Raw genomic sequence first — 26,754 nt, forward strand, 5'->3', positions numbered from 1 at the left:
GCCCGCTGGACAACGTCAGCGTCGTCGAACGATGGGAGGGACAGGCCGCGCGCTGGGCCGCCCGCACCGGCGGTTCGGTCCTCGAACTCCACGCCTACGCCGTCGACCCCTCGGCCGACCGCACCGCCGTACAGGATCAGGCCCTCGCCCAGAGCCGGCCCCTGCTACGAGCCTTCGCCGCAGGTTCGAATCATCCATGAGCGCGGCGAGGTCGTGGAGACCCAGGCCGATGTTCAAGCGTCGGCAGCAGTAGCCCTCCTACGCTGGTCGGAGCTGACCATGGGAGTGGCGCCCGGGCAGCGGCGCGACGTGCGTCGGACCGAGGGGAGAGTGCTGAAAGCCCCTTCGGCGAGCGCCCGGTGGTCCTGAAGCCGCGGCACCCGGGCAGCGGCGCCACGCCAGAACCGCAGCACCGCTCCGTGCGACGCCATGACTGCTGCACGGGGCGCCGAGTCGAAGAGGAGAAGCGATGGCTTCCGGCGAGATGAAAATGGTGCGCCTTCTGACCTCGGCACTGGCCGCAGCAGGCGTGTTCACCCTGATGGGGCCGTCCGGCACTGCCTTCGCCGGCAACGTCGACCGCCAGAGCGGTAGTGACTTGCCACGGTGAGCGTGAACCGGTGGTATGACGCGCCGTTGTAGTCGTACATCTTGATGTCGTTGTTGCCGGTGAAGACCCGGTCGACCCATCCGTCGATCTTGTAAACGCCGGCGTTGGCACAGCAGTTCACATCGCCGAAGCGGCTACCGTGCGACCAGATCTTCAGAACTCTCGTACCCGAACAGGCCGCTGCACATCTGGAAGGTTGAGATTCTGTAGCATGCGCGTCACTTGAGGGCGCGACGCAAGGACACCGGTCGCAGTCGTCAGGGGCGATCGGAGGAAGCTCCGTACGCAGGTCAAGCCCCTTAGGGCGTCCGCCAGTAGGTGGTGACAGCAGGGCAGGCACGGCTCTCCCGATCATGAAGTCCTCTGCGCTTCATGATCACCGGGGGATCCGCGCCTGCCGTCCCCTCATGCGTTCTCGACCCGATCCGCGACCCGCATCCGAGAGCTGACCTGCCGGCAGGGGCCTCGGAAGGCCCCTACGCGACGCCCCCGTGATAGTTGGTGTTTCACCGCAGGGAGGCCCACACCGCGACACCGAGGCAGATGGCTCCGAACCGGACGGGGACTGCTCCTGGGTTCACGCTTGCTGCTGGGCGCGAACGGTTTCACGGTCCGGGCTGGTCGCCGTGATCGCCGACGGTGTGGTGCGGGGCCAGGTCCAGGCGTACCGCAGGATGAGGGCGAGAACGATCACTTCCAGTGCGACGCCAAGGCCGTAGAAGTACGTCCAGGACTCGCCCACCGCGTTGAACGCCGCGAAGGGGACCTGTACCGAGGCCACGATGAGGTTCGTGATGCGGTTCGCCCGGGCGGGCAGCGTCATCGACAGCACGACCATGAGGATCGGGATCGCCATGACCGCGAGGAAGGTGGTCAACAACGTCTGGCTGACGTCGAACTCCCAGACGACGCCGGCCTCGATGTCATCGATGACGCCGGGCTTGAAGAAGGCGAGAATGTCCACGTAGACGTACAGGAACACGAAGCTTGTCCACGCTGCGGCGAGCTTGGCCCTCACCGGGATCCGCGGGTCTTCCAGTGCGGTGGTGGCGGGTTGACGAGTTCTCATCGCAGGCTCCGTTGTCGTGGTGAGGATCGGTAGGTCCACGATCGCTGAGCCCGGCGGCGGGCACATCGGTGTCGAGGCCGGACCCGCCTCGGCTGTTGGGAGGAGCGGCGTCTCGTTCTTTCGGTCGGTCCCCGACGCCTCGGCGGTCCCTACACTGGGTGTGTGACCACCAACACCCTGAGCTCACTGTGGGCCGAGCCCCGCGCCACGGACGCTCCCGAACGGGTGTCGCGCGACTGGGTGCTGGTCGGGGTGCTGATGGTGACGGCGCTGCTCGAGGGAGTCCTCCGGGACGACGTCGCCTGGCGGCCGTTCGCGACGATCGTGGCGGTCGGACTTGCACCGGTGCTGCTGTGGCGGCGCACCCACCCGTTGGCCTGTGTCGTGCTGGCCTTCGGCACCGTGATGGCGTTGGGACTGGCGAGCCTGCTGGGCGGGGCCCCGAGCGTGGGCCTCGACACGATGATCTACATCCTGGTGCTCGTCTACGCGCTGGTCCGCTGGGGCTCGGGGCGCGAGATCGTGATCGGCCTGGCGGTGGTGGCGGTCGCCGCGGGAATCGGCACGGTCGCCGACTACACCGGGCCGGCCGACGTCATCGGCGGGTTCGCCATCCTGGCGGCGGCAGCGGACGGAGCGGCGTTCCGCTACCGCGCCGAGAGCTGGCGCCGGGCGTTGGACCAGAGCCGCAGCGAGGAGCGGGTCGGCCTCGCGCGCGAGCTGCACGACATGGTCGCCCACCACGTCTCGGCGATCGCTGTGCAGGCGCAGGCGGGCCGGGCGATGGCCGGGCAGCGACCTGAAGCGGCGCTCGAGGCACTGGCGGTCATCGAAGGGGAAGCGTCGCGGACGCTCGCGGAGATGCGGGCGATGGTCCGGGTGCTGCGCGACGGAGCCCCGGCGGAGTACGCCCCCCAGCCCGGCGTTGCCGACCTGGTGTCCCTCGCCCGACGCGCCCCGGTCCCGGTCGTCGACGTAGAGTTGCCAGACGACCTGGACGAACTTCCGCCCCAGGTCGACGCGGCGGTCTACCGGCTGGCGCAAGAGTCGCTGACCAACGCCCTGCGGCACGCCCGCAACGCCTCGCGTGTGGAGATCCGGGTCGTCGGGGGCGCGGGAAGGCTGCGACTACGCGTGACCGACGACGGACAGATCGACCCGGCACGGTCGGTGAAGCACGGCTTCGGGCTGCTGGGGATGACCGAGCGCGTGCAGCTGCTCGGCGGCACGCTGCGTGCCGGGCCGGCGCCCGAGGGCGGGTGGACGGTAGACGCCGAACTGCCGACGAAGGTCCGCCGATGACGGTGCGCGTACTGGTGGCCGACGACCAGGATCTCGTGCGCACCGGCCTGTCGATGATCCTTGACGCGCAGCCCGACATCGAGGTCGTCGGCCAGGCCGCCGACGGCCACACCGCCGTCGAGCTGGCGCATCGGCTCCGCCCCGACGTGTGCCTGGTCGACATCCAGATGCCCGGGCTCAACGGCATCGAGGTGACCAGGCTCCTCGCAGGGCGGGGCGTCCCGGACCCGATCGCTGTAGTGGTGATCACGACATTCGACCTCGACGAGTACGTCCAGGGCGCGCTCCGGGCCGGCGCCCGAGGCTTTCTGCTCAAGGACGCCGGGCCGGCGCTGCTCGTCCAGGCCGTCCATGCCGCCGCTGCCGGCGATGCCCTGATCGCGCCGAACATCACCCGGCGGCTGCTGGCCACCCTCGCCGCCGGGGAACCGTCGAGCCGACGGTCCCAACCGATCGAGCCGCTCACCGAACGCGAGGAGGAGGTGCTGACGCTGGTCGCCCGTGGCCGCACGAACGCCGAGATCGCCGCCGAGCTATTCATCGGCTTGACGACCGCCAAGACCCACGTCGCCAGCCTGCTGACCAAAATCGGCGCCCGGAACAGGGTCGAGATCGCGATGTGGGCGTACGACACCGGCCGGGTGGGGGACTGAGCCGCACCGCCATCAGAGCTACTGGGTTACGGGGAGGACCTCGCTGGGCGCGTTCCAGAAGCCCAGCGCGCCGTCACCGACGGCGAGGACGGGGGCGCGCATGCCCCGGCGGGCGCAGTCCCGCAGCAGGCAGGCCCAGGAAGCGATCAGTTCCTTGGTGCCGTCGGCCCGCGCGCCCCTCAGCACCAGGACGGACGCCTTGGTCTGGACGAGGCGGATGCGCAGGTGGATGCCGTCGGCCCACACGTAGACGTAGTCGGCGGTGGACAGGTCGCGCTCGCTGAAGGCGACGTGGTCGGCCTGCCACAGCTGCGTGAGCCGGGTGACGGTGGCCGGGGACAGGCCGGCGGGGAACTGCTCCAGTGCGGGCACGAAGCCACCCGAGGACAGGCCGTGCAGGTAGAGCGGCGGCAGCACCTCGCTGATCTTCGATGACTTGCGGCACCAGGGCGGCAGGATCGCCGAGGAGAACCGCCTGCGCCCCCAGTGACTTCGTCGACGCGGCGGTCGTTGACGCGTGGGGCCCTGACCTCGACCGCGCCGGCGGATGTGGTGACCTTCCGCGGCTGGTGGTGCCCGTTGCGGACCACCGTGCGGCGCCCCTGCTCGTCCCGCTGACCGGCCGACTCGGCTGTGTGGGCGTTGACCTCGGCCTCCAGCGCGGCGGCCGGCATCCGCCGCGCGCCTTCCCGGACGATCTCGTCGATCAGGAAGCCGTTTGGCGTGGTGCCGTCGGCGTTGACCACCGTGAGCACGGGCATGCCTTCCCGGCCGACGGTGCAACGTCGGCCTACTCGACGACCATCAATCGATCACTCGGGAAGGTACGCCTCCCGAGCCCGATCCACCGGTCTTGAGCATTGCTCGGCATCCAGGCACCTCCCGGACAGGCACTGAGCATGGGCATCATTCCGTTTCCGTCAATGAATCCATGCTGAAGCAGCCATTGCGGCAGCACTATGACCCTTTGCCGGATGGGATGCATAGAAAGCACGGCCGACGAGGCCTTCGCGACAGTGATTACTGCGCCCGTCGGGAACACGGCCGTCACCCACTCCCCCGAATCATGGAGTCCGCCTCCGCAGCCAATGAGATGCTGCGCGTGACCGCCCAGCAATCAGAGGAGGCTCAATGGTCAGGAAATCCGTGATCCCCTATGACAGGACCATAAAAGTTGGCAATTTCGCCCCATCTGCGAGTCGGCCCGGAGCACTTGACGCAAAACGCCCCGTCCGACGCCGGCGGCGGACTCTGAAGCGACCCCCGAGCTGACACACGGTCACATCGGCGCCGTCACAACGAACAGCTCCGCCGGGCACCTGCCGCCAGTAAGGTTCGAACTGTTCGTCAGCAAAGCGAAAGCCGAGGCCCATCAGAAGGCCAAGGCCGTGGCGAAGAACGCCACAATTTCATGGATTAGCGCAGCACCCAAGATCCTGTTACGAGATCCGAGGAGAGCAAGGATTCATGACCGCGACCGACAAGCTCGAACACGCAGTGGAGTTCGCTATTCACATCACCGCCCCGAAGATTCCGGAGGATGGATGTGACATCTTTCGGCGCGAATGGGTGGAGCAGGAATTTGAAATCAGCACTCGCGCCGTCACGGTGCTCGGCGCGGTCATCGCCGATGTACTCCGGACGTCACCCCCGGGGACCTTACGCGGTGTGCCCTTTTGCGAGGAGAACCGGGTGATGATGCATGTGGTGCGGCGCAACGCCTGGTGGTTGGTCCAGCGCGGCGTCAGCCGGTTGAACATCTCAGCGGGGACGTTCCTGGTGCACCGCGGCGGCGCTCCCATCCACGAGGCCGTGCGCGACACCGCAGCAAGCGTGCTCGTCCTGCCGGCCTCGCCGGTCGGTCGGCTCAGGGGCCATCGGCTGATCACCGGGTCGGCCGACACCCCGGAGATGCGGATGCCCCTCACCCACGTCCGGATGACCGACGAGACGCTCACCGATCTGGCTCCGTCCGGGTCGCATGCCGGTCGCGGCACGCTGATCGAGTTGGGCGGCGGAGTGGTGACCGGGCAACCCGACGACTCCAAGCCGCGGCTGACGTCCCTCCTGGTGCGCGCGGTGAAGGACATCATCGATCGCCGATTGACCGATCCCGACCTCTCCCCGGCGGCGCTGGCCCGTGCTCTCAACATCTCCGTACGCACCCTGCATCGGGCATTCGCGACCGCTGCAGCGGACCTTTCGGGCATCAGGGGCGGGACCGCTGTCGGTAGGGCGGAGACGGTCGCCGGGTATATCCGCGGGCGCCGGCTCGAACAGGCACGGTCCGCCCTGAGCGCCCGGGTCGGGCGGCCCAGCGTGGCAGAGGTCGCCGCTCGCTGGCAGTTCGCTGACAGTAGCCACTTCATCCGGGCCTTCAAGCGACGGTACGGTCAGACTCCGGCCGCATACGCTCGCGACCGTGACCGCGCTGGGCATCCCGGGGAGTGACTGAGCCTCCTCAGAAGGGCCCCGATCGGGTGACGGCCGGGCAGGTCGAGCTTTGTGGACCGGGAAGGCAGTGGTCTCCGCGATCGTCGCGTTCGCCCAGGGCCTCGCTGCACAGCTCGCGCCGAAGGCATCCGCGTCAACGCCGACGCCCCCGGACCGGTATGGACGCCTCAGGACGTCTTTCATCACCGGTGAGATCGTCAACGCCACCGGCGGAACACCTCTGCCCTGAATCCCCATCCTGCGGGAGTTAATGGGCGTTCACCCCTGGCTCCGGGGTTTCATGTTCCGCGCTAGGTCGGGTTGGTATCTCAGGGCACCGACGGGTCATGAGGTCGATCGTCGCGACGTGGATCACGGCCTCGGAGCGGGAGCCTGCTCCGCGTGCTCCCGAGGACGCGATGCCGGACACTCCTGTATAGAGGCCGGCGTATTTCGCGCGGGCCATAGCGAGGTGTTCGGCGTGCTTGAGGTCCCGCTCTGGCTGTGGGGGGCGTTCGCCGCGACGGTGGTCGTGTCGCTGGCGGTGGACCTGCTGTCCCACCGCACCGAACACGTCATCCACTTCAAGGAGGCAGCCGCCTGGAGCTGCTTCTGGGTAGGCCTCGCCCTGATCTTCGGCGTGGTCGTCTTCCTCGTCCTCGGCACCACCGCCGGCACCGAGTACACGACGGCCTGGCTGCTGGAGAAGAGCCTGTCGGTCGACAACCTGTTCGTCTTCGCCGTGATCTTCGCGTACTTCAAAGTGCCCCGCGCCTACCAACACCGCGTGCTGTTCTTCGGCGTCATCGGCGCACTCGTCTTCCGCGGGATCTTCCTCGCCCTCGGCGTCGCCGTGGTCAGCCGTTTCACCGCGGTGCTGTTCGTCTTCGCGGCGGTGCTCTTCTACAGCGCCTACAAACTCCTCAAGGACGAGGAGGAGAGTTTCGACCCGGGCGACAGCTTCGCCGTCCGGATGCTCCGCAAGATCATCCCGGTCCGGGACGAGTACGCCGGGGCGAAGTTCTTCGTCAGGGAAGCCGGCAAGAGAGTGGCGACTCCGCTGCTCGCGGTGGTCGTCGCCATCGAGGCCGCGGACCTCATCTTCGCTGTCGACAGTGTTCCGGCCGTCCTCGCGGTCAGCGACGACGCCTTCATCGTCTACACCAGCAACGCGTTCGCCATCCTCGGCCTGAGGGCCCTCTACTTCATGCTCGCCGGCCTCCTGGACCGCTTCCACTACCTGAGCAAGGGCCTGGCGGTCATCCTCGCCTTCATCGGCGTCAAGCTCGTCCTTCAGGCGTCCCACAAGATGATCAGCTCCGACATCCCGGAAATCCCCTCACCGCTCAGTCTGGCAGTCATCGCCGTCGTCCTGGCAGGTTCCGTGGTGCTCAGTCTCAGAAGGCCCGCCCCGACAGGAGCTGTGGAGCAGACCGACGAACAGCGAGCCGCCGTCGCGGCCACCGAGCAGCCCGGCCCACCACCTGCGGTGGACGACCCTGAGCCCCCGACCGGTTCACCGGACCGGGACCCCTGACCCCGCCCGCGCCCCCGGCAAGGAGGCAGGGCACTTCCCCCTATCCCCATACGGGCATATCGTAAAGAAATGGTCAAAGGAAAGAGTGAGTCCGAAGCATACGTATGTCCGGCCTGCAAGAAATCCGTGCCGGTCGCAATCCACCGCCGCGTGACCTGCGGCGTATTCGTTCCCGTGTGGGGCCCGGGTGCATGTCACAACCGCGACTGCCCCGACTTCCGGTTGAACCCCAGACGCAAGCACTCCCCGACCCGGTAGCGAAATCGACAGCGCGGCGACGGCCGGCCCGGCCCGGTGGAGGTTGCCCCCGCGTCACCTCAGGCAGACGCCGAGGAGCATGCCACGGTCGTGCTGCTCGGCGCGGGCGAGGACGTTCGACCGGTGGATGTCACGCGCCTGGTGCTCGATCGCAGCGTCCGGCCGGTCGCGCAGTGCGCGTGGGTTCAGGGCCTCGACCTCGACGGTGTTGTGCGGGTCCGGCTCTTCGCGAAGGCACTCGTCCAGGAGCCGCTTGAGGTTGCCGTCGTCGGTGCCGGCCTCGTGCGACGCGGGCCGCCCGCTGCCACGTGTCCGTGCGGCCCTGCCAGGACGATCGCCGCGCCGTTTGGAGGACCGAAAAGACCGACGACGGGGTCCTCATCTTCGACATGGACGGGCAGCCGCTGAGCGATGACGGCGATCTCCTGGCCGGGCAGACCGAAACCTCGACGAACATCCCATGGCGCTTCGAACCCGCAACCGCCACCCCCGAGGAGCCCACCGAGGAGTAGGACGAGGGGGCTTGATGGTGGCGGCGGCGAGCATCCCGGCGTGAGCGGCCGACCGCATCCCCATCCGGGGCCCGGGAACACCGGGCTGCCGGGTGCGGATACGGCCGGCCGGGAGATGGTCCTGGTGCGGCTAGAGCAGACGGGACAGGGTGCCCTCCACGATGGTCCCCGCCGTACCGGTGTTGACGAAGTCGCCGTACCTGTAGTGGGCCCGGAACACCTTTGACGAGCCGGTCCTGCACTCGGGGCTGTCGAGACGCAGGCTGCTGTTCCCGTACCCATTGTTGTAGCTCCACGTGAATGAACCCGGTGTGAACGTGGTGTTCGTGAACACCTTGAGGCCCGGGGTGGCCTGGGTCACGGTAGTACCGGTCACGACGACCGTGGCCAGCCCGTTCTGCACGGACCCGCCGTACATTCCCATGCTCGTCAGTTTCGCGTCGCCGGTGAAGGCGCTGACGAGGCCGACGGCTTCCCAGTCCGAGATTGTGCCGCCGCAGGTGGCAGCCGCTGCCGGGCCGGCCGTAACCAGACCCAGGCCGGCTGTCGCGACGGCCAAGGCAACCGCGGAAACACGTGCACGAAGGTTCACTGATCCTCCATCTTCATCTTTTGAATTGGGCGTCCTATGGTGGCCCGTCAGGTTTAAGGCTGAGTCAGGGCCTCAAAAGACGGTGCGGAAAATGTAGAACACCCCGGCGGGTGTCGTGTGAAAGTCGCCCTCATCTGGCTTGATAGGTCCGGCCGCAAGCACAATCCCGTCAAACGCACGGCGCTGGATCCGACGGGTAGGACGGCGTCGATTAGCGGCATGGGTCGGGTGGCGCCGTTGCCGCTTCCGCCGGTGAGGTTCACGGCGCGCCCGTCGGTGCCGGGGTGGTGTTTCGATCCGGTCCGGCCGCGACCGACCGGGCTCCCTAACCCCGAGCACTCGATCACCTCGATCGCCGAGCTCCTCGGCGTCAGCCCCGGCACCCTCGACAACCACATCCCCGACCTGCAAGAACTACGCGCCAGCCGCATCCCGGCCCAGCTCGGCGGGGGCGCGCGGTGATCCCCGGCCTGCACCGGATCAAGGGCGGCGCGGACCAGGGCCGGGCGGTGGTCGGGCATCAGCTCGGGCCAGGGCCGGCCGTGCAGGCCGGGGTCGCTGATGATCTCCATGAACGGCCCCTTCCCCCGGTCCGGATCGGACCACTCCACCGCCGGGCGAACAACATCTTCGGCCAGCCGCATGGTGCTGCGGGCGCGAATCGCCTGACAGGCGGCTCGGGACCGTGGGAGAGTCGGAGGTGACCCCGGATCAGTTTCCTGCTGGTCAGGGCCTCCGTGGTCCGAACCGCCGCGAGAACGATCAGTGCCCGATCGGGGGCCGGGGCTCGGCCTGGCCGGCCCGGCGGGACTGCCGTCGGGTGGTGCGCCTGCTCATGAGGGTGATCGCCGCCCAGGTGATCAGCGACTCGGAGTGCTGGATGAGGCGTTCGTAGTCGCGGGCGTGACGGCGGGCGTTCACGATCCAGGCGATCGACCCCTCCACCACCCGACGCCGCTTGATCACCACGAAGCCCTTCGCGCCCCTCGGCCGGCCGACCGTGCTCAGGGTCAGGTTCAAGTACTTCTTCGCCCAGCCGCCGAGCTTGGGGGCCGCGTAACCGGAGTCGGCCCAGACGATCGTGATCTCCGGGCGCATCAGGCGGAGCCGGAACAGCACCTCCTTCGCGGCGTCACGGTCGGTCATGTCGGCCGGGGTGACCATGACGAACAGCGGCAGGCCGTGGGTGTCGACCACCAGGTGGCGCTTGCGGCCGTTGATCTTCTTCGCGCCGTCGTAGCCGCGCGAGTCGCGGCCGACAGTGTCGGCGGCCTTCACCGACTGCGTCGACCTGCCGGCCGGTCCGCCGCTTGGCCGCCTCCGCCGTCCACCGGGCCTTGCCCTCCGGCGGGGTGGGGACCGCCGCGAACCGCTCGGCCTCGTCCGGTATCGACGCCAGGATCCGGTGGGCCGTGAACGACACCCCGTCCGCCCGGCGCTCCTTCGGCCACTTCGAGGACGTCCAGCGGGAGTCCTTGATCGCGGAGTAGTTCAGGCCGATGTCCTCGGCCAGGCGGAACAGCGAGTCCTTGACCGTGAACAGCTCCTCCGCCGGCGCCGACCCGCCCGGCTCGCGCATCGGCTCCATCTCCAGCGCGTAGTCGCCGATCGTGAACTGCGCGCGGCTGGCCTCCTCGACCAGCTTCCGCAGCACGGCCCCCTCGTCCGTCACCCGCCAGTCGCGGCCCGGCCGGCCGAGACCCGAGTCCGAGCCTCGGCCGGCCTGTCACATCACTGGCTCACACGATCCTTCGGAGGGAGTGCCATGAATTCGGTGGACACCCTGATCAAGGGGGACGCTGATGACCTCGCTGACGGATCACCAGATTGGGTCGGCTCCTGACGGAACTGTTTCGCCGGAGGCGGGATCGGCCGATGCCTTGGAATAGCAGGGCCGGGCGATCAGCGCCAGGCTCACGTGGTCACCGGGCCTTTGCAACGCCCCTGCTATTCCAGGGCCTCGGCGTCCTCGGCCTCCTCGTCGACCACGGCGGCAGGCGAATATCCGGAGATGTCCAAATACCACATGAAGCGACCGTTGCTCATGTCGGGGGACGGTGTCCGGGTGACCTTCTGTTCCTTGTCATTGGGGTCGGCCTTGAGATAGCTGTTCTGCCAGTGAGACTTGAGGTAGACCAGGTCACCGGTTCGCAGGACGCGCCTCCCCTTGTGGGTGAAGGAGGTGGCAACGCCCGTCGGTCCCACCTCCACCTTGGGATACGTGTAGCCCGGATGATGGGACTTCGCGACGAACGCGTCGGCCACCACAAGCGAGCCACCGCCCTGGGGGACGGTGATGTTCTTGCCTGCGCCCATGTTCAGGCCACCGTTGGCGTTGAGGCCGCCGTGGAGGTTCACCGTGGCCTGCGCCGCGGTGTCGAAGCGGCCCGTCTTGAGCCAGAGATACCCGGTCGCCCCGGGGTCGAGAGTGACATTGCCGCCGGCGGTGACGTCACCGGTAGCAGCGAGGGTACCGTTGACCGTGACACTGCCGTTGAGGCCGAGCACGCCGGCCCCGCGTCCGGTGATCTGGCTGGCCGCGATGCTGATCGTACTGATGGCGCCGCTGTATGTTCCATCGCCGGTGACCGAGAGAACGCCGTCGGCGAAAGTGACTTTCACCTTCTTGGCGATATTCACGGCACTTGGCATGTTCTCGATAGTGAGCGCAGCGTTTTCGGGCGACTTGATGGCCTTCGCGATGATGGCATTGCTGAATTCGGTGCTGCTGTTCGAGACGGTCAAGGCTCCGCCTGCGATGGTCAGGGGCCTCTCATTGGGCGCTGTGGCGCTGTAGGGACCACGGATTTCCCCGACGCGGAGGACCTTGCCGGCCGCCTGGGTGACATGCCCGTTGAACACGCTGTCGCTGGCGGCAGTCACCGTGGTCACGGCGATGTCGGGGTCGTTGACCTTGATGTAGGTGGTGAGATAGCGAACTTCGTTCCCCATCTTCGCTTCGAGGGTGAAGCTCGAGTCGTCGACCAGCTCCACCGGGGAGGTCCAGCTGCCGCCGCCGGCCGTGGACGATCCCTGGGTGCCGTCCGGCTTGCGGTAGTACATGGTGTACGTCGCGTGGGGGGTGCCTTCCCAGTGGAGGGTGGCCTTGGTGTTGCGGCCGATGGCCACGGCGGCCGGGCGGAAGCTGTGCAGGTAGAACGAGTCGTCGCGCTTGCTGACCTCGCCCCGGCCGGTGCGGTCCTCGAATCGGCCGGTTGCCCCTGCGGCCGAGGTGGACTCCTCCCAGACGATCGCGACCGGGCCGACGCCGCCGTTGACCTCGATGCCCCACAACTCCAGCTCGACGCTCCAGGTTCCGTCGAACGCGGCGGGCTCGCCCGGCGGCGGTGAGCAGGTGAAGACGACCTGGTTGGGGTCACGGGTGTCGCGCTCGACGGTCCACTGCCGTTTGCCCTCCGGCACGGTCAACTCGTGCCGGATCAGGGATGGTTCGCTGGTCAGGGCGGATGCCTGGCGGCCGGTCGGGATGCGGACCTTGAACCACTTGCAGTGCACGGGCCAGTTGCCGCCGGACTTCACCTTGCCGTAGGTGAAGGTGAGTTTGGCGTACTCCGGTTTCGCGAAGGTCGAGACGTTCAGCGTGCCGGGCTCCGGAACCATGGCGGGCGGGAGCAGCATGGGGAGGTCAGCGGTGGTCACGGCTGTGGAACTCCTCTGTGCAGGGGATCAGTTGGGCAGGGGTGTGCCGGTGAAGGCGGCGGTGCCGGCGCGGCGCTGCGGGCTGCTGTCGCCGAGCGCGGTGTTCTCGGTGATGCGGCACCGGGTGCCGAGCGGGGTGCTGATGTCGAGGGTGAGGGTGAGGGTCCAGGTTCCGTCGAAACGGGCGGGTTCGGCGGGGACCAGGGTGAGGGTGGTGACGGCCGGGTCGGTGGTGGTGGTTTCGACCAGCCACTGCCGGCCGTGGCCGGTGCCGCGGTCGAGTTCCAGTCGGGTGCGCAGGATGACGGGTTCTCCGGACGGCACGGATGCGTGCTCGGCGAGCGGGAGGCCGACGGAGATCCGTGCGCACCGCACCGGCCAGGCACTGCGGCCGTCCGGGTCGTCGCCGATGGTGAGGCGGACGCGGTCGAGGGCCACCTCTCCGGGCTGTGTGGCCGTCGCCGGGGTGTGCTCCAGGCGGTACGGGAGGAGGAGGGCCGGGTTGGGACTGGTCACGACGCGGTTCCTTCCGGGGCCTGGGCAGGGACGGGGGCCGGGGTGGTGCGGGTCCGTCCCGGGGCCGGCGGCTGGAGTTGGAGGTAGCCGGAGCGGGCGACGGGAAGGGGTGCGTCGGGGTGGGAGAGCTGGTCGGCGTTGTCAATGAGGTGGTCGTCCCAGTCGGGCAGCGGCAGGCCGGTCGCGGTGCCGTCCACGGGGATCGGTTCGGCCCAGGTCCAGTCGCCGTGCCAGGCTGCGGGGCGGGGCATGACGAGGGATTTGTCCGGCGGTTCGGCTTGCACGCCGAACTCGCGGACGGCGCAGGGTTCGGCGGCGGAGCTGGTGTGTCGCAGCCGCAGGAAGCGGGCGGTGAGCGGTGGTTCGGGAGTGTGGTGGATCTCGGTCACCCGGGTGTAGCCGCGCAGGACGGTCCACTGCTCGCCGTCGGTGGAGGCTTCCAGGTCGGTGGCTGTGGGGGTGCCGCTGCCGTCCGGGCGGCCGAGGAGGATGTCGACGGCTTCCACTCGCCGTTCGGTGTGCAGGTCGAGCCGGACCCAGTCACCTGCCGCCGGCGGTTCGCCGCTCTCGTGGGAGGTGGTCGGGTCGCCGTCCGTCATCGCCGAGACGGGGTGGCCGGGCCGGGCCTTGAGGGAGGCGGCCGCCACCGGGGGGCCGAACCGGTCGGGTGCGAGCAGGGGGTTGAGGCGGAAGGAGGCGCGGATGCGGGCCAGGGCCCGGTGGGTGGTGTCCGCGTCCACAGTGACGTCGGCGACGGGGAGGATGTCGGTGGTCGCGTGGACGGCGGTGTGCGGGCAGGCGAGCAGGGTGAGGTGGTGGGTGGCGGGGCGGTCGGCGGGCCGGGCGGGAAGGGTGAGGTGGGCGCCGGTGTCGATGGCCGTCACGTAGCCGTTCGACGGGCCGTTCGGGTCGACGGCGTGGAAGCGGTGGTAGCGGGTGCGCTGGTCGTGGTCGTCGGCGGCGAAGTAGCCGATGAGGCCGTCGGACAGCCGGTCGGGGTCGCCGAGGCGCACGGTCCAGCGGTAGTCGGGGTAGTTCCGGTGGTCGGGATAGTCACTCGGGTCGGGGTAGTCCTCGTCCGGCGGGACGAGCGCGCGCTTCCAGCTGGGGTCGGTCAGCGGCTCGCCCATCAGGTCCAGGTTGAGGCGGGTGCGGATGAGGGCGATGGGGCGGCCGATCAGCCGTGCCGGGGAGCGGTCCTCGTCGGGTGAGGGTTCGAGGATGTGGTCGAGCGCGGTGTCGATCGTCTTGGCCAGCGCCTCGAAGGCTTCCGGCTCGTGGCCGAGCAGGCCGCGGGCGAAGGCTGCGACATGTGGGTAGGCGGCGGCGAAGTCGTCGTCCTCCGGGTGGCGGTAGGGGGCGTGCGGGAGCGTGTTCCAGGCGGTCGTGCGGGTGTTCCGGACGTCGCGGACCACGCGCAGTTCGCCGAGGGGTTCTCCGTCGGGGCCGTAGACCAGCAGTGTCCGGTCGAGGTGGTTGACCAGCAGCCAGCCGGCCACGGGCGCTTCGGCGCCCGGGAGTTGTGTGGTGTCGACGGTTTCGGCCGCCTCGGCGGGTGGCTGGTCGGCGCGCAGTGGCACGGCGTCCAGGCGTACCCGGGCCGGTTGGACGAGCCGGGGCGGTAGCTGTACGAAGCGCTGCGGGCCGGGCGGGTTCGGGAACAGGTCGTGGTCCGGTACGACGCTGTCCGCGCGGATCAGGGGGAACTGGACGGGTTGGGTGTCGACCGGCTGCACCAGCGAGCACACACGTCCGAAGCGGTCGATGACGACCAGCTCGACGAAGTGGAACTGGCCGGCCCGCACGGGCTGGAAGCGTTGCGCGCCGTGGCCTTCCGCGCCGTCGGGGACGTGGTTGGTCTCGCCGGCCAGGGCCAGGATCGAGTGGTCGGTAACGGCCTGGGCTGCGCCGTCCTGCTGGATGAGCCAGTCGTGGAAGCCGTCGAGGGTCTGGGAGAGCACGTCGATGCCCTCCAGTTCCTCGCGCATGGCGCGCAGTTGACGGGCGAGCTGCGGCGGGGCGTGCTCGGCGAGCCTGCGGGCCTGCTCGCGCAGCACGAAGCGGGTGGAGGGGGTGACGAAGGCACGCCCACCGAACGCGTTCCACCGCCGTCCGCCGTCACCGTCGCCAGGGGCCGCACCCCTGCCCGTCCAGCGGTAGCGGTAGCGGTCGGGTTCGGGATCGCCGTCCTCTCCGAGGCCGAACTCCCAGTTGGGGGCGGCGTCCTGGCTCTGGTACGGGGTGGCGCAGTGTTTGATCTCCCACTGGAGGTAGAGCGGGAGCCAGGGCTGGCGCCATACCTGGCTGTACTCGGGCCACGGGCCTTGGGAGTTGGCGGCCGGGTCGGCGACGACGGCGTGCAGCGCGGTGTCGGCGCCGCCGGCGGCCGGGGTGCGCACGGCCTGGTCGAGCAGGGCGAACTCGGCGACCACCGCCTCGATGATGCCCGGGACTTCGGGCGTGTTGGCGGGCAGCTGCGGGTTGGCCGGGACGCCGACCCAGCCATTGTTGATCTTCACCCGGGTGAGCAGCGCGGAGGGCAGGCGGCAAGGCAGCGGGTCGTCCTCGTCGCGGCCGAGCGGCTGCGAGGTGCCCGAGCCGGTCAGGGCGAGGACGGGGTCGGCGGGGCGGTGGTAGCTCTGCCGGGGCGTGCGCTTCAGCTCCAGCTCGTCGGCCAGCTCCAGCTTGTTGTCCGCGGGGTAGCGGTCGATCGCGGCCTGGACCTCTTCGGGGGTGAGACCGTGCGGGACCTTCCCGCTCAGCCGTTCGACCTCCGCTTCGAGTTCTGTCACCCGCGTGCCGGCCTCGTGGATCCGCTGGTCCCAGGCTTGCTCGTCGAAGGTGTAGTCGAGGGGGCGGCGGTTTTCGGGGAGGCGGCGCAGCCACCACAGCGTCCACAGCCGCCATTGTGCGGAGGCGAGCCGGTGCTTGGCCTGGTCGTGGTCGTCCTGGTCGCGGTTGAGGGCGGTGATCCAGTCCGGCCGGTCGGGTGGTGGGGCCTGGGTGTCGGCCTGGTCGCTCGGCCGGTTGACGACCTGCCAGGTGGCACCGCCGTCGTGGCCGCTGAACCAGGACCGGCGGGTGATCTCGTCGAGGGAGACCTGCCAGTCGGGGCCGTCGAGCGCGTCGGGGTTGCCGTGGAACAGGGCGCGGACCTGGTCGGCAAGGTCGGTGCCGCCGGTCTGGTGGTCGGCGAGGGCGGCGACGGCGTCGGCGGTGCTGTGGCCGATCGCGACCTTGACGTCCTGGGTCTCGGGGCGGTCGGAGGCGTGGTGTCCGCCGTCGCGGTTCCACGGGATGCCGAGGGCGGTGCCGACGTACCGGGTCCGGGTGATCGTGTTCGGCATGTCGTCGGGGGCGGCCCAGCCCAGGGCCCGCAGCACGTCGGCCGGACTGTCGGGGTCGGCGTCGGGGGGCAGCAGGCCCTCGATGTCGCGCGCGGTGGTGAGGATGTCGGCGTCGTCCCGGCTGTACCAGCCGATCACGCAGTAGCTGACGGTGCACGGCGGCGGGTAGTTGTCGTTGGCCTTGAGGTCGGCGAGGGTGTCGTGGAAGAGGAAGACGTTCTCGTGGTAGGGGGCGAAGGCGGCGAAGGCGGGAAGTCCGCTGCCGATCGCGGTGAGAAACAGCTGCGGGCGGGCGGGCGGCTCGCGCCAGGGACCGTCACTCAGCTTGTGGGCGCGGCCGATGTAGTCGTGGCGCGGCGCTTCCTTGGGGGAGGCCGGGTCGACGAACGGGGTGAAGGCCGACTCTTCGGGCCCGCCGTCGGCCTTCTCCAGGTAGTCGCTGTGGATCAGGAACCCGGCGGCCTTCAGCTCGCCGCGCACCTGGGCGTAGCGCACCACGAGCCAGCGGTTGGGCACCCACGGGAAGGTGCTGACGCCGGTGGCGGGGTCGATCGCTCCGGTGGTCAGGGCCTCGGGCAGCTGCCACTGCACGTGGATGCCCTCGCCGGGGTTGCCCTCGGAGTGCTGGATGGGCGGTTCGGCGTTGCTGCGGTGGTCCTTGGAGAACGTCCACGGGTACTTGGGGGTCCAGCGTCGGAAGTCGTCGTACGCGGCCACGTCGCGGGTGGCCAGCAGCGCGTGGACCTCGACGGGGACGATCAGGTCGGTGTCGGTCATCGGGCGCTCTCCTGGCCGGGCGTCGCATCGAGGGTCAGGCGTTGTTCGACGGGGGCGTTGACGAGTTGCAGGGCGAATTCGCCGGGTGCGAGGTCGTCGAGGGCCGGGTCGAGGTCGGCGGCGAGCGCGGGGACGAGGCCCCGGTCGCCGCGCAGGGCGAGAACGTCCGGCGCACCGCCCCCGTCGGGCAGCCGCAGGTGGCGGGTGAGCAGGCCACCCGCGGCGGGGTAGTCGCGGCGCAGCGGGTGGCCGAGGTCGGGCCCGGGCCGGTGCTCACGCAGGTTGATGACGCTGTTGTCGCCTGCGGCGTCGTTGCTGTCGATGCCGAAGTGGATGCCTTGGCCGGGCTCGCGGATGACGATCTCGTCGGGCAGGGCGTCCAGGAGCAGCAGCAGCGTGTCGGGGGCGAGGTGGTCGCGGCGCAGTTCGGCGACGTTCGCTCCGCCGGTGGTGGTGAGGATGTCGAACACCGGCCAGGCCTCGACGAGTTCGGAGCGGATCAGCAGCCCGGCCCGGCCGGTTTCCGCTGTGCGGACGCGGGTGCGGCGGCGGTCGACGGCGGCGGTGAGCGCCGTGTCGACGAGTGCGTCCAGCGAGGTGTGGACGCCGACGTCGCGGGCTCCGGCGAGCAGTGCCTCGATCCAGTTCTCGTCGATGCGGAACAGCCGGATCGACTCCGGGGGGAGCATCGCGGGGTTGGGCACCAGGTAGTTGAACGGCACCCGGCGGAGCAGCGTCAGTTCGTCCAGCCAGGCCGGCAGGGTCCGGGTGTGTCGTTCGGCGGTGGCCTGTAGGGCCGCGGCCTTGGGTCCGGTCGCGAGTACGGCGCGGGCGCTCTGCCGGGTGACGCGGGTGCGGCGGGCCGATGCCGGGGCCCGGTCGTGCGGGGCGAGGGGGCGGGTGAACGCGTCGAGGAGACCCGACGCGAAACCGGGAGCGGCCAACTCCCGTAGAGTCCGCCCGTCCAGGTCGGCGGGGTCGGCGGCGGCGAGCGCCGGGCCGGCGGTGGCCAGGGCCATCATCGTCGCCGCGGTGTTGGCCAGTTCGCGCCGCGCGCGGGTGATCTCCTCGCTGTAGTCGGGGTCACTCAGCGCCAGGGTGCGGCCGAGTGTCCAGGCGGCGGCGTAGGAGACGTCGAACAGTCCGTGCTCCGGCTCGTAGATCAGGGCGTGGTCGGCCGTGGTCTTCGGGGTGTCGCGGGCGAAGTCACGGGTCTCGGCGGCGATCACGGGGACGAACGGGCCGCGGTACCAGCCGTAGGTGGTCTCCCCCGACAGCAGCCGGTACGACAGTGGGGTGTAGCCCAGGTGCAGGCGGCGCTCGGCATACCGCTCGGCGTCCGGCGTGGACCGGGCCGCGGTGTCCGTGCTGGGGCGCAGGCGAAGTGCCAGGTTCTCCCGCCCCCCTTCCTCGCGGGCCGGTGCGACGAGGTCGCTCAGCAGGGCTGCGGCGTCGCGGGTGCCGGCCGGGTCACTGGTGAACGTCCAGGAGTGCAGCACGCACAGCCGCACGGACCTTACGCTCGCGCCCAGTTGGCCGGGGTCGAGCTTGCCGTTGAAGCCTTCCAGGGAGACCAGGTGCGCGGTGTAGGTGCCGGGCTGTCGGGGGAGGCGGTTGGCCGCCAGGACGGCGTACTGGCCCTCGGTCAGGATCTCGCCGTCGTCGCGCCGTTGCGGTCGGGTGGAGACGTCGCGGACGTGGGCGAGGTAGTTCAGTTCCTCCTCACGCGGCACCAGCGCGGTGAACAGCCCGGCCGGGACGTCGATGCTCTGGCAGCGGCTTGCCTCGATGGCCGGGGTGATGCCTTCGTTGCTGAGGTCGGGCCCGAGGATGCCGTCGCCGGGGCGGCGCAGTTCGGCGACGGTGCGGGTGGTGGTCCGGCCCAAACCCTCCGGGTCGTCGGGCAGTTCACCCGCACGGAACACCATCAGCGCCAGCCACGGGGCCTGTTCGGGCACCGCGCGGGCTTTCAGCAGCCGCTCCCAGGGCAGGATGGAGCGGTCCAGGGTGATGTGCGGCAGGGTGCGGCCGAAGTCGCCGGCGGCGCCCTCGGCCGGGTAGTGGGCGTGCACGGACGAGGGGTCGAGGACGAACCGGACCGCGCGGATCTCGAACTGCTGTGTGGTGGCGGGGATGGCCGGGTTCACGTCGACCCGGTTGCCGTCCTTGGTCAGGTGGTGCTCCGCCGTGAGCGTGTAGACGCCGGCGGCGGCAAGCGGGCGACGGTAGTCGTGGAAGGCGACGCGGAGGTCTTCGGTACCGCTCAACGTCGGTTCACCTCTCGGCTGTGGTGGTCATGGGCGCGTTGGTGAACGTGGTCTTCGCGAGGTCCGCGTAGCGGGTCAGCGGCTCGTCGGTGCCGGGGGCGAGGCCGAGGCCGGCCAGGGCGGCGTGCACCGAGGCGCGGCGGGCTGCGGTGGTCCGCGCGGCGATACCGCGGTCGGGGTCGACGATGGCGCCGATGCTGCCCTCGCCCTCGTCGTCCGGGACGGACGGCGGCCCCTCCGGCGCCGAGCCCAGCAACGGGATCGGCGCATCCGGCAGCCCGTCGGCCTCCAGCGCCTCCGCGTCCACCCAGCCGACCGCGGGAGCCAGTTCGGGCTTGGGGATCTCGAAGGTGATGCCGGCCAGGCAGCCGCTGAGGAGCCCGTCACCGTCCAGCACGTCGCCGGGCTTTCCCAGCGGCGCACCCCACATCGCCTTGGGCATGTCCTGCCGGTGGACGGCCACGCCCCATCCGGTGGGGGTGTAGACGCTGTCGAACCGCTTCAGGGTGACGTGGTGATCGGAGACCACGCCCTGTCCCTTCGGCCCCATCGGCCGGATGTCGATGGTGTCGTCCTCGGTCCCGGCGAACGGCCGGCCGTTGAGGAGGATGCGGCCGGCGGGGACGGCGGCCTCGGTGCGCACGGCGAATCCGTCCATGGAGACCAGCAGGGGCTCCCCCGCTGCGGACCGGATCGCGGTCTCCTCGGGGTCGACGTCGACCAGCAGCCCGCGCAGTGGGGCGATCGACAGCGGGGCGGGCAGCTGGACGCTGAACTCCCCCCACTCGATCGGCGGTACGCCGTCCCGGCCGGTGCCGAACTCGACGGTGAAGCTGATGAACCAGACCTTGATCCTGGCCCGGCCGCCGATCGGCGGCCCCCACAGGTCCAGCGACACCCCGACTTCCAGGGAGACCCGGACCCGGATGAACAGCACCTTGACGGTGGCCGCAACCCCGATGCTCAGGCCCATCGACAGGTCGAAGTAGAACGGCTTCCACTGCACCAGCGCGTCCAGCCAGGCAGTGAACCACGCCTGGAGCTGGATGCCGTGTCCCTTGTCGTAGTTCGCGGACAGCTCGCCGCCGGCCATGAACGCGCCGTCGGTGAGCGCCGCGTACACCTGGCCGCGGATCGCCACCGGGCCGATCGCCCACCGCCACCCCACGCGCGGCGGGTCGGGGTAGTACGCGGGCCGCCTGAAACGGGGGTGGTAGCCGCCCAGGGTGAACACGAAGCCCTTGCCGCCCCCGACGGCGGTGCGGTCCTGGCCCCAGACGTAGAAGGACAGGCCACCGGTCAGCTCGGCCGCCGGGTCGATGACGTACGAGCCGGGCGCGATGACCGCGTCCATCGAGAACAGGCCCTGGTCGTGGTGGTAGCCGATGGCCAGGTCGATGACGAGCCGGGCGATCGGTTTCCTGGCGGCCTTGTTGCGCGGCAGGTCGACGGTGGTGCGGCCGATCAGCAGAACCTTCCAGGACTGGCCGCCCTCGACCAGCAGCAGCGCGCGGGAGCGGATGAATTCGAACGAGCTGAACTCGATCCCGCCCGCGCCCCAGTACTGGCCCTCGCGCGGGGTGATCCAGCCGCCGGGGCCGGCGAGCTTCTCCAGCACCTTCTCCGGGGTGTCGCCGCTGCCGCTGCCGTCCAGCCGGTTCACCAGCGGGAACTCACCGACCTGGTCGATCCGGGGTGTGCGGACCGTGCTGTTGACACCGAAGCCGAGCGAGAGGGCGATCACCCGGAACGGGGGCGGGCCGAACAGCCCGCGCTCGCCGCCGGAGATCTCGCCGAAGAGGAACATCGACGACCAGCCGTCCACGGCCTTGGCGTACGACCCGGCGGCGTTCAGGGCGAAGAACCCGGTCTCCACCGAGGCGAGCCCGACGAACTGCTCCTTGAGCCCCGGGGCGACCTCCGAGCCGGTACGGCGCTCGACCATGCCGCTGATCCTCAGTGGCGGCCTGTCCAGCTGTACGCCCGCCCCGCGCAATCGGGGCGAGACGCTCAACTCCCCGTCGATTCCGAGCCCGAGACCCATCAGGACCAGCCGGACCGGGCCCACCGACAGGACCGCGTCCAGCGCGACGAAGATCTGCCCGTCCGCGAGGCCGACGCCGATCCGCGAGATTCGCAGCGCCCCGAAGGTCAGGCCGAGGTCACGTGACGACGTGTCGTCCGAAGCAGCGTGCACGGTGACCGGGCCCCGGGAGGCGGCCACGAGTGTGCCGCCCGACCCTGTGGTGATCGGCAGGAGCAGCGGCTCCTGCGGCACCCCGCCGATACCCAGCTCGATCTGGACGGCGAGGCCGGGCCCGGCCGTCGTACCGGCGGCGAAGCGCGGCAGCCGGCGCCCCGCCACGGAATCGATCCGGTTCAGCGCGTCGTTGACCGCGACGGCCTGGGCCCCGGTCCACCCGGTCGGCGTCGAGGTGAAGGCGACACCGTCGATGACGAGGTCCGCACCGGGCGGAATCGCCTCGCCGACCAACGGCAGATCCGAGACGCGCGCCCCGAGCCGGGCCCGCACCGCGGCCGCGTCGACCCGGGGGGCACCGGCGCCGGTACCGGGACGGCTGACGTAGGCCCACCCGGTGCGCTCGGTCGAAGCCGTCAGCAGCACCTGACCCGTCACGGAGTCGTACCGCACCGACAGCGCGGTGAGCACCGGCCGCAACACCTCGGGCAGCTCGGGCAGCTCGACGCCGAGCGCGGCCACCAGGTCGGTCAGCGCGATGCCTTCGTCCGCGTTCCACACCGCGGTGATCGTCGACCCGGTGGCATCCTCGCGATAGTCGACGCCGAAGTCCAGCGCGCGCAAGCCACCGTGCCCGTCCGGGACCTGCACCGTGAGCGTCCCCGAGACTGTCCTGTCGTAGCCGCCCGATGCCCTGTGCGACAGACGGACGGCCAGGGCGAGCACGGCGTCGGCGTCGCCGAGCGGGAATTCACAGGAGCAGACCAGGTCGAACTCCCGGCCGCCGCTGTCGAACGACACCCTGGTCTCGCGGACGGTCAGGTCGGCGAGCAGTGCGGGCGGTGCCACGCCGAACAGGTCGAACAGGTCGGCGGGGACCACGTCCCTGGCGATGCCGGTGAACTGCCACCCGCCGTTGTCGTAGCCGGCCTCGACGCTCAGCACGGACCGGCCCAGAGCGGCCTCCGCGAACAGCCGGGCGGCCGGGCGGCCGGTTCCGGTGCTCCGGACGGACAGGGTGATACCGGTGAGGGCGAAGACGTCCCCGATGCTCCAGGGGCCCGCGAGGTCCAACTCGGCGCTGTAGTCCTTGGACCTCGCGTTGACCCACGCGCTGAAGGCCTCGACCTCCCCGAGGGGGACCTCGACACCGGGCAGGAACACGGCGAGGGCGTCGGTGAGCGGGAGCGGCCGGAGCAGCTCGGCCGTGAGATCGAGTTCCGGCACGGAGACCGACACCCCCACGAAGGCCTCGCCGATGCGCAGGACGCCGCCGAGCCGGGCACGCACGCTCGCCCCGGCGGTGCGCGGGGACCCGACGCCGAACTCGACGTCGATCTCCTCGATCTCGAACACACCGGGGATCAGCGGCCAGCGGGCGGGGATGTTCACCCGCGCCGAGGCGGCCAGCACGGGGTCCAGCCCTGCGGCCGCGCGATGGACGTCGGGGGTGAAGACGACGCTCAGACCGGCGAGTTCGACCGTGGCCGGGAGCGGGAGGCCGGGCAGGGCGGGCAACGTGAAGCGCTCGGAGGATGCTCCCGGCACGAGTTGGCCGAGGTCGCCCAGGGCGGAGAAGGTCACTCCGGAGAATTCGCCGTTCAGGGTGTACGTGCTGGCGGCCGGCCCCTCCTGGACCAGGGTCCGAAGCCTCAGCGCCACTCCCCCGGCGGCGAACGGCAGATCGCCGCCCACGGTCGCGACCGTGGACACCACGTCGCCGGCGCCGGGTTCGGCCGACAGCACCAGCAGCAGCCGTTCGAACCCGTACTCGCGCAGGAAGCCGGCTTCGAGCCGCAGGTACGGCAGGTCGACCTTCCACTCGCCCGGGTCCGGGGCGGTGGTCAGGGTGACGTCGAGGGTCAGGCCGGTCACGACCGGGGGTGACGCCGTCGCGTTCGCCGAGAAGGTGACCGTCACCGCGGCTCCCGGAGAAAGACCGGGGACCGCGACCGCTCCGGAGAGCGTGAGGTGTTCCGGGTCGGCGGCGGTCACCCCGGTCACGGAGAGGGGGCCGCCCAGGTGGGTGCCGAAGAGCTCCTCCGTCCCCGGCACGGCCAGTTCCTCCGCCGTCAGCCGGAACTCGCCTCCGACCACGGGGAACCTGCGCCGGAGTTCCTCTGTTGTCAGCGCCATGATGTGTCCCCTCGCTGGTCCGTCAGTAGTCGATCAGGACGTTGCCGGCGGCATCGAGCGTCAGGTGCCAGGTACCGCAGATGAAGCGCTCGTCGTCCGGCATCGTGTCCGTCCAGAGCGGGTTCACCATCAACTGCGAGGTGAAGATCGACTGGTCGGTGAAGTCGGGGACGAACGACTTGTACGCGGGGCGGTCGTCGAAGTAGGTGTACTCGTGGGAGTCGGCCGGCTGGACGGCACCGGACCACAGCTTGACCTGTTCCAGGTGGCTGATCTTGGGGATGCCCGAGCCGTTGAACGCCTTGGTGCCCGAACTGACCGTGAGTCGCTGAGGTTTGAGCAGCCTGACCCACTTCTCGCGGGAGGAGGTGTCGCTGCCGTGATGCCCCATCTTGAGCGTGATGTTGGCCGAGGGGAGCTGGGGCGCCCAGGCACCGAGAATGAACTCCTCGGTGAGTACCGTCGCGTCCCCCATGAGCATCATGACCGCCTTCTTGTAGACCAGCGCCAGCACCGCGCTGTCCGGGTTCGGGTCATAGCGGCCCAGCTCCTTCTGCAGCCGCACCTTCTCGTGCGGATCCGTCGACGCGGCCAGGACCTGCTGCCACTTGGCGTGCCGCGTCGCGTAGGAGCCGGAGGCATTGGCGGCCACGACGTAGAGCCCGTCGTCGCCGCCGAGCGGAACGACCGGCCGCCCGTACTGCCACGGGGTGCTCGCACCACCACCGGCCGCAGGACCGCTGAAGGCCAGGGAGTTGGCCAGCGGCTTCGCCCCCTTGGCCTTCAACCAGGCGTAGGTCGCATCGGCCTTGACCGCACCGAAGGAGTCCCGACCGTTCTTGTAGTCCTCCAGCACCCCGGTGAAGTAGCTGTCCTTGACCGTGAACCCGTCGAGCGCCCGCACCAGGAGGTTGTAGTGGTCCTCGTCGGCGTGTGTGATGAACAGGTAGTCGATCGTCTTCTTCGGCACGTACGTGGTGAGGAGGTGCTTGACGTTGGTGAGCGCGTCCACGACCCGCTCCGGCGGTCCGGGAATCAGGCACTTCGCACCCTTGGTGGAGCCGCAGTCGATCAGCACCACCTCGCCGGTGCCGTGTGGCGGGTCCGGAAAGACGATCAAGGTACAGTCCCCCTGGCCGACGCCGACGAAGATCACCCTCGCGTGGGGAACGGGCGGAACAGGAATTGCCATCGCAGACTCCAGGTCTCGGGTGTGCAGGGCAGGGCAGTACCGCGTACCGGTCGAGTGGCGGGTCTCATTCGCCCGCCGCATCCGCGACGAACTCAGCGTCGGCCGAGCCGTCCGCTCACCCCGCGCCAGCCCGTCCCGCCGAACCCAGGCCCCCTGGAGCACCAGCTCCTTGCCGGACCCCAACAGCGCGCAAAGCCAAGGAAGTTCGAACAGATCTGGGGCCAGCACGAAGGGTCCTCCGAGCCGGAAGGCCGACGAACGGATCCGCAACGGACACGGACATGAGACACACTCCCTCGCTACCGACACGAGTGACGCTGCTGGAAGCACCCGGCCGACGGAGCAGACCGGGCCAGGACTCACCACACCGGGCACCGAGCAGCAGGCATCGACCCGTCGCCATCGGGACCGCCCGCCTGACAGGAACCGATCACATCACAGCCAGTGATCAAATGGTTCCTCAATGCGATATTTCGCCACCCGTGTGGCCAAATTCGGCATGGCCCGCCCCAGGGCCGACGGCGCCGCAGCCCGACCCGGAGCACCGAACCGGGGCAGCGAGCGTCCAGAGCCGACCGCCTGGCGACCGCAGCAGAACCGAGCACGGAACCCGCCGGACTCACCGGTGGCGAGCTGCTTGATACGGTGCTGGTCCACGTCGTGGCCGACGACGCGGTGGCCCACCTCGGCGGCGCGCACCGCGAGCGGCCGCCCGACGCAGCCCCGACCGGCGACGACAACGTCCATGACGACTCCGATTCGAGTGAGGAGCACTGCCGTGCCCCTGGTTTCCGTGGTGATGCCGGTCCACAACTCGGCGGCCACCCTCGGCGCGTCGGTGCGCTCGGTGCTCGCCCAGAGCCACGCCGACGTGGAACTGCTGGTCACCGACGATGCCTCCGGCGACGGCTCCATGGACCTGCTGCGGGACCTGGCCCGCGAGGACGAACGGGTGCTCCCCGAGGCGGCGCCCGAGCAGGGCGGCGCCGCCCGTGCCCGCAACCTCGCCCTGGCGCGGGCACGCGGGGAGTTCGTGGCCTTCCTCGACAGCGACGACATGTGGCTGCCCCGGAAGCTTGAGCGGCAGATCGAGTTCGCCGCCGCCGGTGACGCGCCGTTGACGTTCACCTCGTACTTCAAGGTCGACGGCGACTACGAGGGCGAGGCCCGGGACTTCGTTCCGAACGGCCGGGTCATCAAGGCGCGTGAGCGCGTGACGTACCGGGACATGCTGGTGCAGGACCACATCGGGGCCCTGACCGCCATGTACTCCCGCACCGTGCTCGGCACGAGGCTGATGCCGGACATGCCCAAGCGGCAGGACTACGCGCTGTGGCTGGACATCATGCGGGACGGACACCACGCCCGGGGCCTGCAGGAGCCGCTGGCGGTATACCGGGCCGGGCGGGCGGGGTCGCTGTCCTCCAACAAGCTCGACCTCGTCGAGCACAACTGGCGGCTGTACCGGGAGCACGAAGGGCTGGGACTGGTCCGGTCGACCCGGGCTCTGGCCGGCGCGGCATGGCACTCGGTGCGGAAGTCCCACATCTAGTCCCAATGCCGTGTAGATAGAGCTTGCGGATTCCTGTCACGGGTCTGGTGTGGTCAGGATGTCGATGCTGATGGTGGCTTTGTAGCTGGTCCGGTCGATGGTGCCTTTGGCGTTGTACTTGGAGATCGCGCGTTTGACGAC

At 69.9% G+C, this 26,754-nt stretch carries 16 protein-coding genes and 7 pseudogenes; 10 read left to right on the forward strand and 13 right to left on the reverse strand.

Annotation, left to right across the window (positions count from 1 at the left end; genetic code table 11):
- Together PUR61_RS36635 and PUR61_RS36640 are read left to right on the forward strand one after the other, a co-directional pair.
- Positions 1 to 200, forward strand: a pseudogene (locus tag PUR61_RS36635) (hypothetical protein); the annotation flags it as partial.
- A gap of 269 nt (positions 201 to 469) precedes the next feature.
- Positions 470 to 610 (forward strand): hypothetical protein, encoded by a 141-nt coding sequence (locus tag PUR61_RS36640; RefSeq protein WP_329883887.1) that lies wholly within the window; start codon positions 470 to 472, stop codon positions 608 to 610.
- Positions 611 to 650: 40 nt separating this feature from the next.
- Here the strand turns inward: PUR61_RS36640 and PUR61_RS45630 are convergent.
- A pseudogene (locus tag PUR61_RS45630) lies at positions 651 to 965 on the reverse strand (beta/gamma crystallin domain-containing protein); the annotation flags it as partial.
- Between the two features lie 222 nt (positions 966 to 1,187).
- A complete protein-coding gene (locus PUR61_RS36645) occupies positions 1,188 to 1,679 on the reverse strand; it encodes a DUF6326 family protein (protein WP_329883888.1) in 492 nt (163 codons plus the stop codon).
- A gap of 162 nt (positions 1,680 to 1,841) precedes the next feature.
- Between PUR61_RS36645 and PUR61_RS36650 the strand changes: the two genes are divergently transcribed.
- Both PUR61_RS36650 and PUR61_RS36655 read left to right on the forward strand, forming a co-directional pair.
- Positions 1,842 to 2,981 carry a sensor histidine kinase gene (locus tag PUR61_RS36650; protein WP_329883889.1) on the forward strand — a complete coding sequence of 380 codons (1,140 nt, stop codon included), beginning with the start codon at positions 1,842 to 1,844 and terminating at the stop codon, positions 2,979 to 2,981.
- On the forward strand, positions 2,978 to 3,634 hold the full coding sequence (locus PUR61_RS36655; RefSeq protein ID WP_329883890.1) for a response regulator transcription factor: 657 nt from the start codon (positions 2,978 to 2,980) through the stop codon (positions 3,632 to 3,634). Before PUR61_RS36650 ends, PUR61_RS36655 begins: the two co-directional genes overlap by 4 nt.
- Positions 3,635 to 3,655: 21 nt before the next feature.
- On the opposite strand, the pseudogene PUR61_RS36660 reads toward PUR61_RS36655, so the two are convergent.
- Positions 3,656 to 4,389: pseudogene (locus PUR61_RS36660) on the reverse strand (transposase); the annotation flags it as partial.
- Between the two features lie 712 nt (positions 4,390 to 5,101).
- On the opposite strand from PUR61_RS36660, the gene PUR61_RS36665 reads away from it, so the two are divergent.
- From PUR61_RS36665 to PUR61_RS36675, 4 genes and pseudogenes are all read left to right on the forward strand, one after another.
- Positions 5,102 to 6,085 (forward strand): helix-turn-helix domain-containing protein, encoded by a 984-nt coding sequence (locus PUR61_RS36665; protein WP_329883891.1) that lies wholly within the window; start codon positions 5,102 to 5,104, stop codon positions 6,083 to 6,085.
- Between the two features lie 79 nt (positions 6,086 to 6,164).
- Positions 6,165 to 6,317, forward strand: a pseudogene (locus PUR61_RS45635) (NAD(P)-dependent dehydrogenase); the annotation flags it as partial.
- 231 nt (positions 6,318 to 6,548) lie between these two features.
- The gene (locus tag PUR61_RS36670) at positions 6,549 to 7,604 is read left to right on the forward strand and encodes a TerC family protein (protein ID WP_329883892.1); all 1,056 of its coding nucleotides are present in this window, start codon (positions 6,549 to 6,551) and stop codon (positions 7,602 to 7,604) included.
- Between the two features lie 647 nt (positions 7,605 to 8,251).
- Complete coding sequence (locus PUR61_RS36675) at positions 8,252 to 8,374, forward strand: hypothetical protein (RefSeq protein ID WP_329883893.1); 123 nt, start codon at positions 8,252 to 8,254, stop codon at positions 8,372 to 8,374.
- A gap of 130 nt (positions 8,375 to 8,504) precedes the next feature.
- Here PUR61_RS36675 and PUR61_RS36680 read toward each other — a convergent pair whose 3' ends face one another.
- Positions 8,505 to 8,966 carry a hypothetical protein gene (locus tag PUR61_RS36680; protein WP_329883894.1) on the reverse strand — a complete coding sequence of 154 codons (462 nt, stop codon included), beginning with the start codon at positions 8,964 to 8,966 and terminating at the stop codon, positions 8,505 to 8,507.
- 252 nt (positions 8,967 to 9,218) lie between these two features.
- Here PUR61_RS36680 and PUR61_RS45640 point away from each other — a divergent pair, with 252 nt between their 5' ends.
- Complete coding sequence (locus PUR61_RS45640) at positions 9,219 to 9,428, forward strand: hypothetical protein (RefSeq protein WP_443034519.1); 210 nt, start codon at positions 9,219 to 9,221, stop codon at positions 9,426 to 9,428.
- Between the two features lie 354 nt (positions 9,429 to 9,782).
- Here PUR61_RS45640 and PUR61_RS36690 read toward each other — a convergent pair.
- The 9 genes and pseudogenes from PUR61_RS36690 to PUR61_RS36730 form a co-directional block, all read right to left on the reverse strand.
- Positions 9,783 to 10,289 (reverse strand): annotated as a pseudogene (locus PUR61_RS36690) (transposase); the annotation flags it as partial.
- Between the two features lie 19 nt (positions 10,290 to 10,308).
- Positions 10,309 to 10,389: pseudogene (locus PUR61_RS36695) on the reverse strand (DUF6192 family protein); the annotation flags it as partial.
- Between the two features lie 524 nt (positions 10,390 to 10,913).
- On the reverse strand, positions 10,914 to 12,626 hold the full coding sequence (locus PUR61_RS36700) for a hypothetical protein (protein WP_329883896.1): 1,713 nt from the start codon (positions 12,624 to 12,626) through the stop codon (positions 10,914 to 10,916).
- 27 nt (positions 12,627 to 12,653) lie between these two features.
- Positions 12,654 to 13,142, reverse strand: a complete 489-nt coding sequence (locus PUR61_RS36705; RefSeq protein ID WP_329883897.1) for a hypothetical protein — start codon at positions 13,140 to 13,142, stop codon at positions 12,654 to 12,656.
- Complete coding sequence (locus PUR61_RS36710; RefSeq protein WP_329883898.1) at positions 13,139 to 17,266, reverse strand: discoidin domain-containing protein; 4,128 nt, start codon at positions 17,264 to 17,266, stop codon at positions 13,139 to 13,141. Before PUR61_RS36710 ends, PUR61_RS36705 begins: the two co-directional genes overlap by 4 nt.
- Positions 17,263 to 19,533, reverse strand: coding sequence for a hypothetical protein (locus PUR61_RS36715; RefSeq protein WP_329883899.1), 2,271 nt, complete (start codon positions 19,531 to 19,533; stop codon positions 17,263 to 17,265). The genes PUR61_RS36710 and PUR61_RS36715 overlap by 4 nt, the downstream gene beginning before the upstream one ends.
- A 7-nt stretch (positions 19,534 to 19,540) precedes the next feature.
- Complete coding sequence (locus PUR61_RS36720) at positions 19,541 to 23,869, reverse strand: DUF6603 domain-containing protein (protein ID WP_329883900.1); 4,329 nt, start codon at positions 23,867 to 23,869, stop codon at positions 19,541 to 19,543.
- A 22-nt stretch (positions 23,870 to 23,891) separates the two neighbouring features.
- Positions 23,892 to 25,142, reverse strand: a complete 1,251-nt coding sequence (locus tag PUR61_RS36725; protein ID WP_329883902.1) for a ComEC/Rec2 family competence protein — start codon at positions 25,140 to 25,142, stop codon at positions 23,892 to 23,894.
- Between the two features lie 534 nt (positions 25,143 to 25,676).
- Positions 25,677 to 25,808, reverse strand: a pseudogene (locus tag PUR61_RS36730) (nucleotide sugar dehydrogenase); the annotation flags it as partial.
- A 31-nt stretch (positions 25,809 to 25,839) separates the two neighbouring features.
- On the opposite strand from PUR61_RS36730, the gene PUR61_RS36735 reads away from it, so the two are divergent.
- Entirely contained in the window at positions 25,840 to 26,613 is a 774-nt protein-coding gene (locus tag PUR61_RS36735; protein ID WP_329883901.1) for a glycosyltransferase family 2 protein, read from the forward strand.
- The last annotated feature ends 141 nt before the right edge of the window (positions 26,614 to 26,754 follow it).

The organism is Streptomyces sp. BE20, from assembly GCF_036322525.1.
GTDB lineage: Bacteria > Actinomycetota > Actinomycetes > Streptomycetales > Streptomycetaceae > Kitasatospora.

What these genes read in the sequence shown, in the direction of transcription:
- PUR61_RS36645 (WP_329883888.1), bottom strand. Translation starts at nt 1,679, where the DNA reads ATGAGAACTCGTCAACCCGCCACCACCGCACTGGAAGACCCGCGGATC.
- PUR61_RS36720 (WP_329883900.1), bottom strand. Translation starts at nt 23,869, where the DNA reads ATGGCGCTGACAACAGAGGAACTCCGGCGCAGGTTCCCCGTGGTCGGA.
- PUR61_RS36655 (WP_329883890.1), top strand. Translation starts at nt 2,978, where the DNA reads ATGACGGTGCGCGTACTGGTGGCCGACGACCAGGATCTCGTGCGCACC.
- PUR61_RS36710 (WP_329883898.1), bottom strand. Translation starts at nt 17,266, where the DNA reads ATGACCGACACCGACCTGATCGTCCCCGTCGAGGTCCACGCGCTGCTG.
- PUR61_RS36640 (WP_329883887.1), top strand. Translation starts at nt 470, where the DNA reads ATGGCTTCCGGCGAGATGAAAATGGTGCGCCTTCTGACCTCGGCACTG.
- PUR61_RS36725 (WP_329883902.1), bottom strand. Translation starts at nt 25,142, where the DNA reads ATGCGGCGGGCGAATGAGACCCGCCACTCGACCGGTACGCGGTACTGC.
- PUR61_RS36665 (WP_329883891.1), top strand. Translation starts at nt 5,102, where the DNA reads ATGACCGCGACCGACAAGCTCGAACACGCAGTGGAGTTCGCTATTCAC.
- PUR61_RS36675 (WP_329883893.1), top strand. Translation starts at nt 8,252, where the DNA reads ATGGACGGGCAGCCGCTGAGCGATGACGGCGATCTCCTGGCCGGGCAG.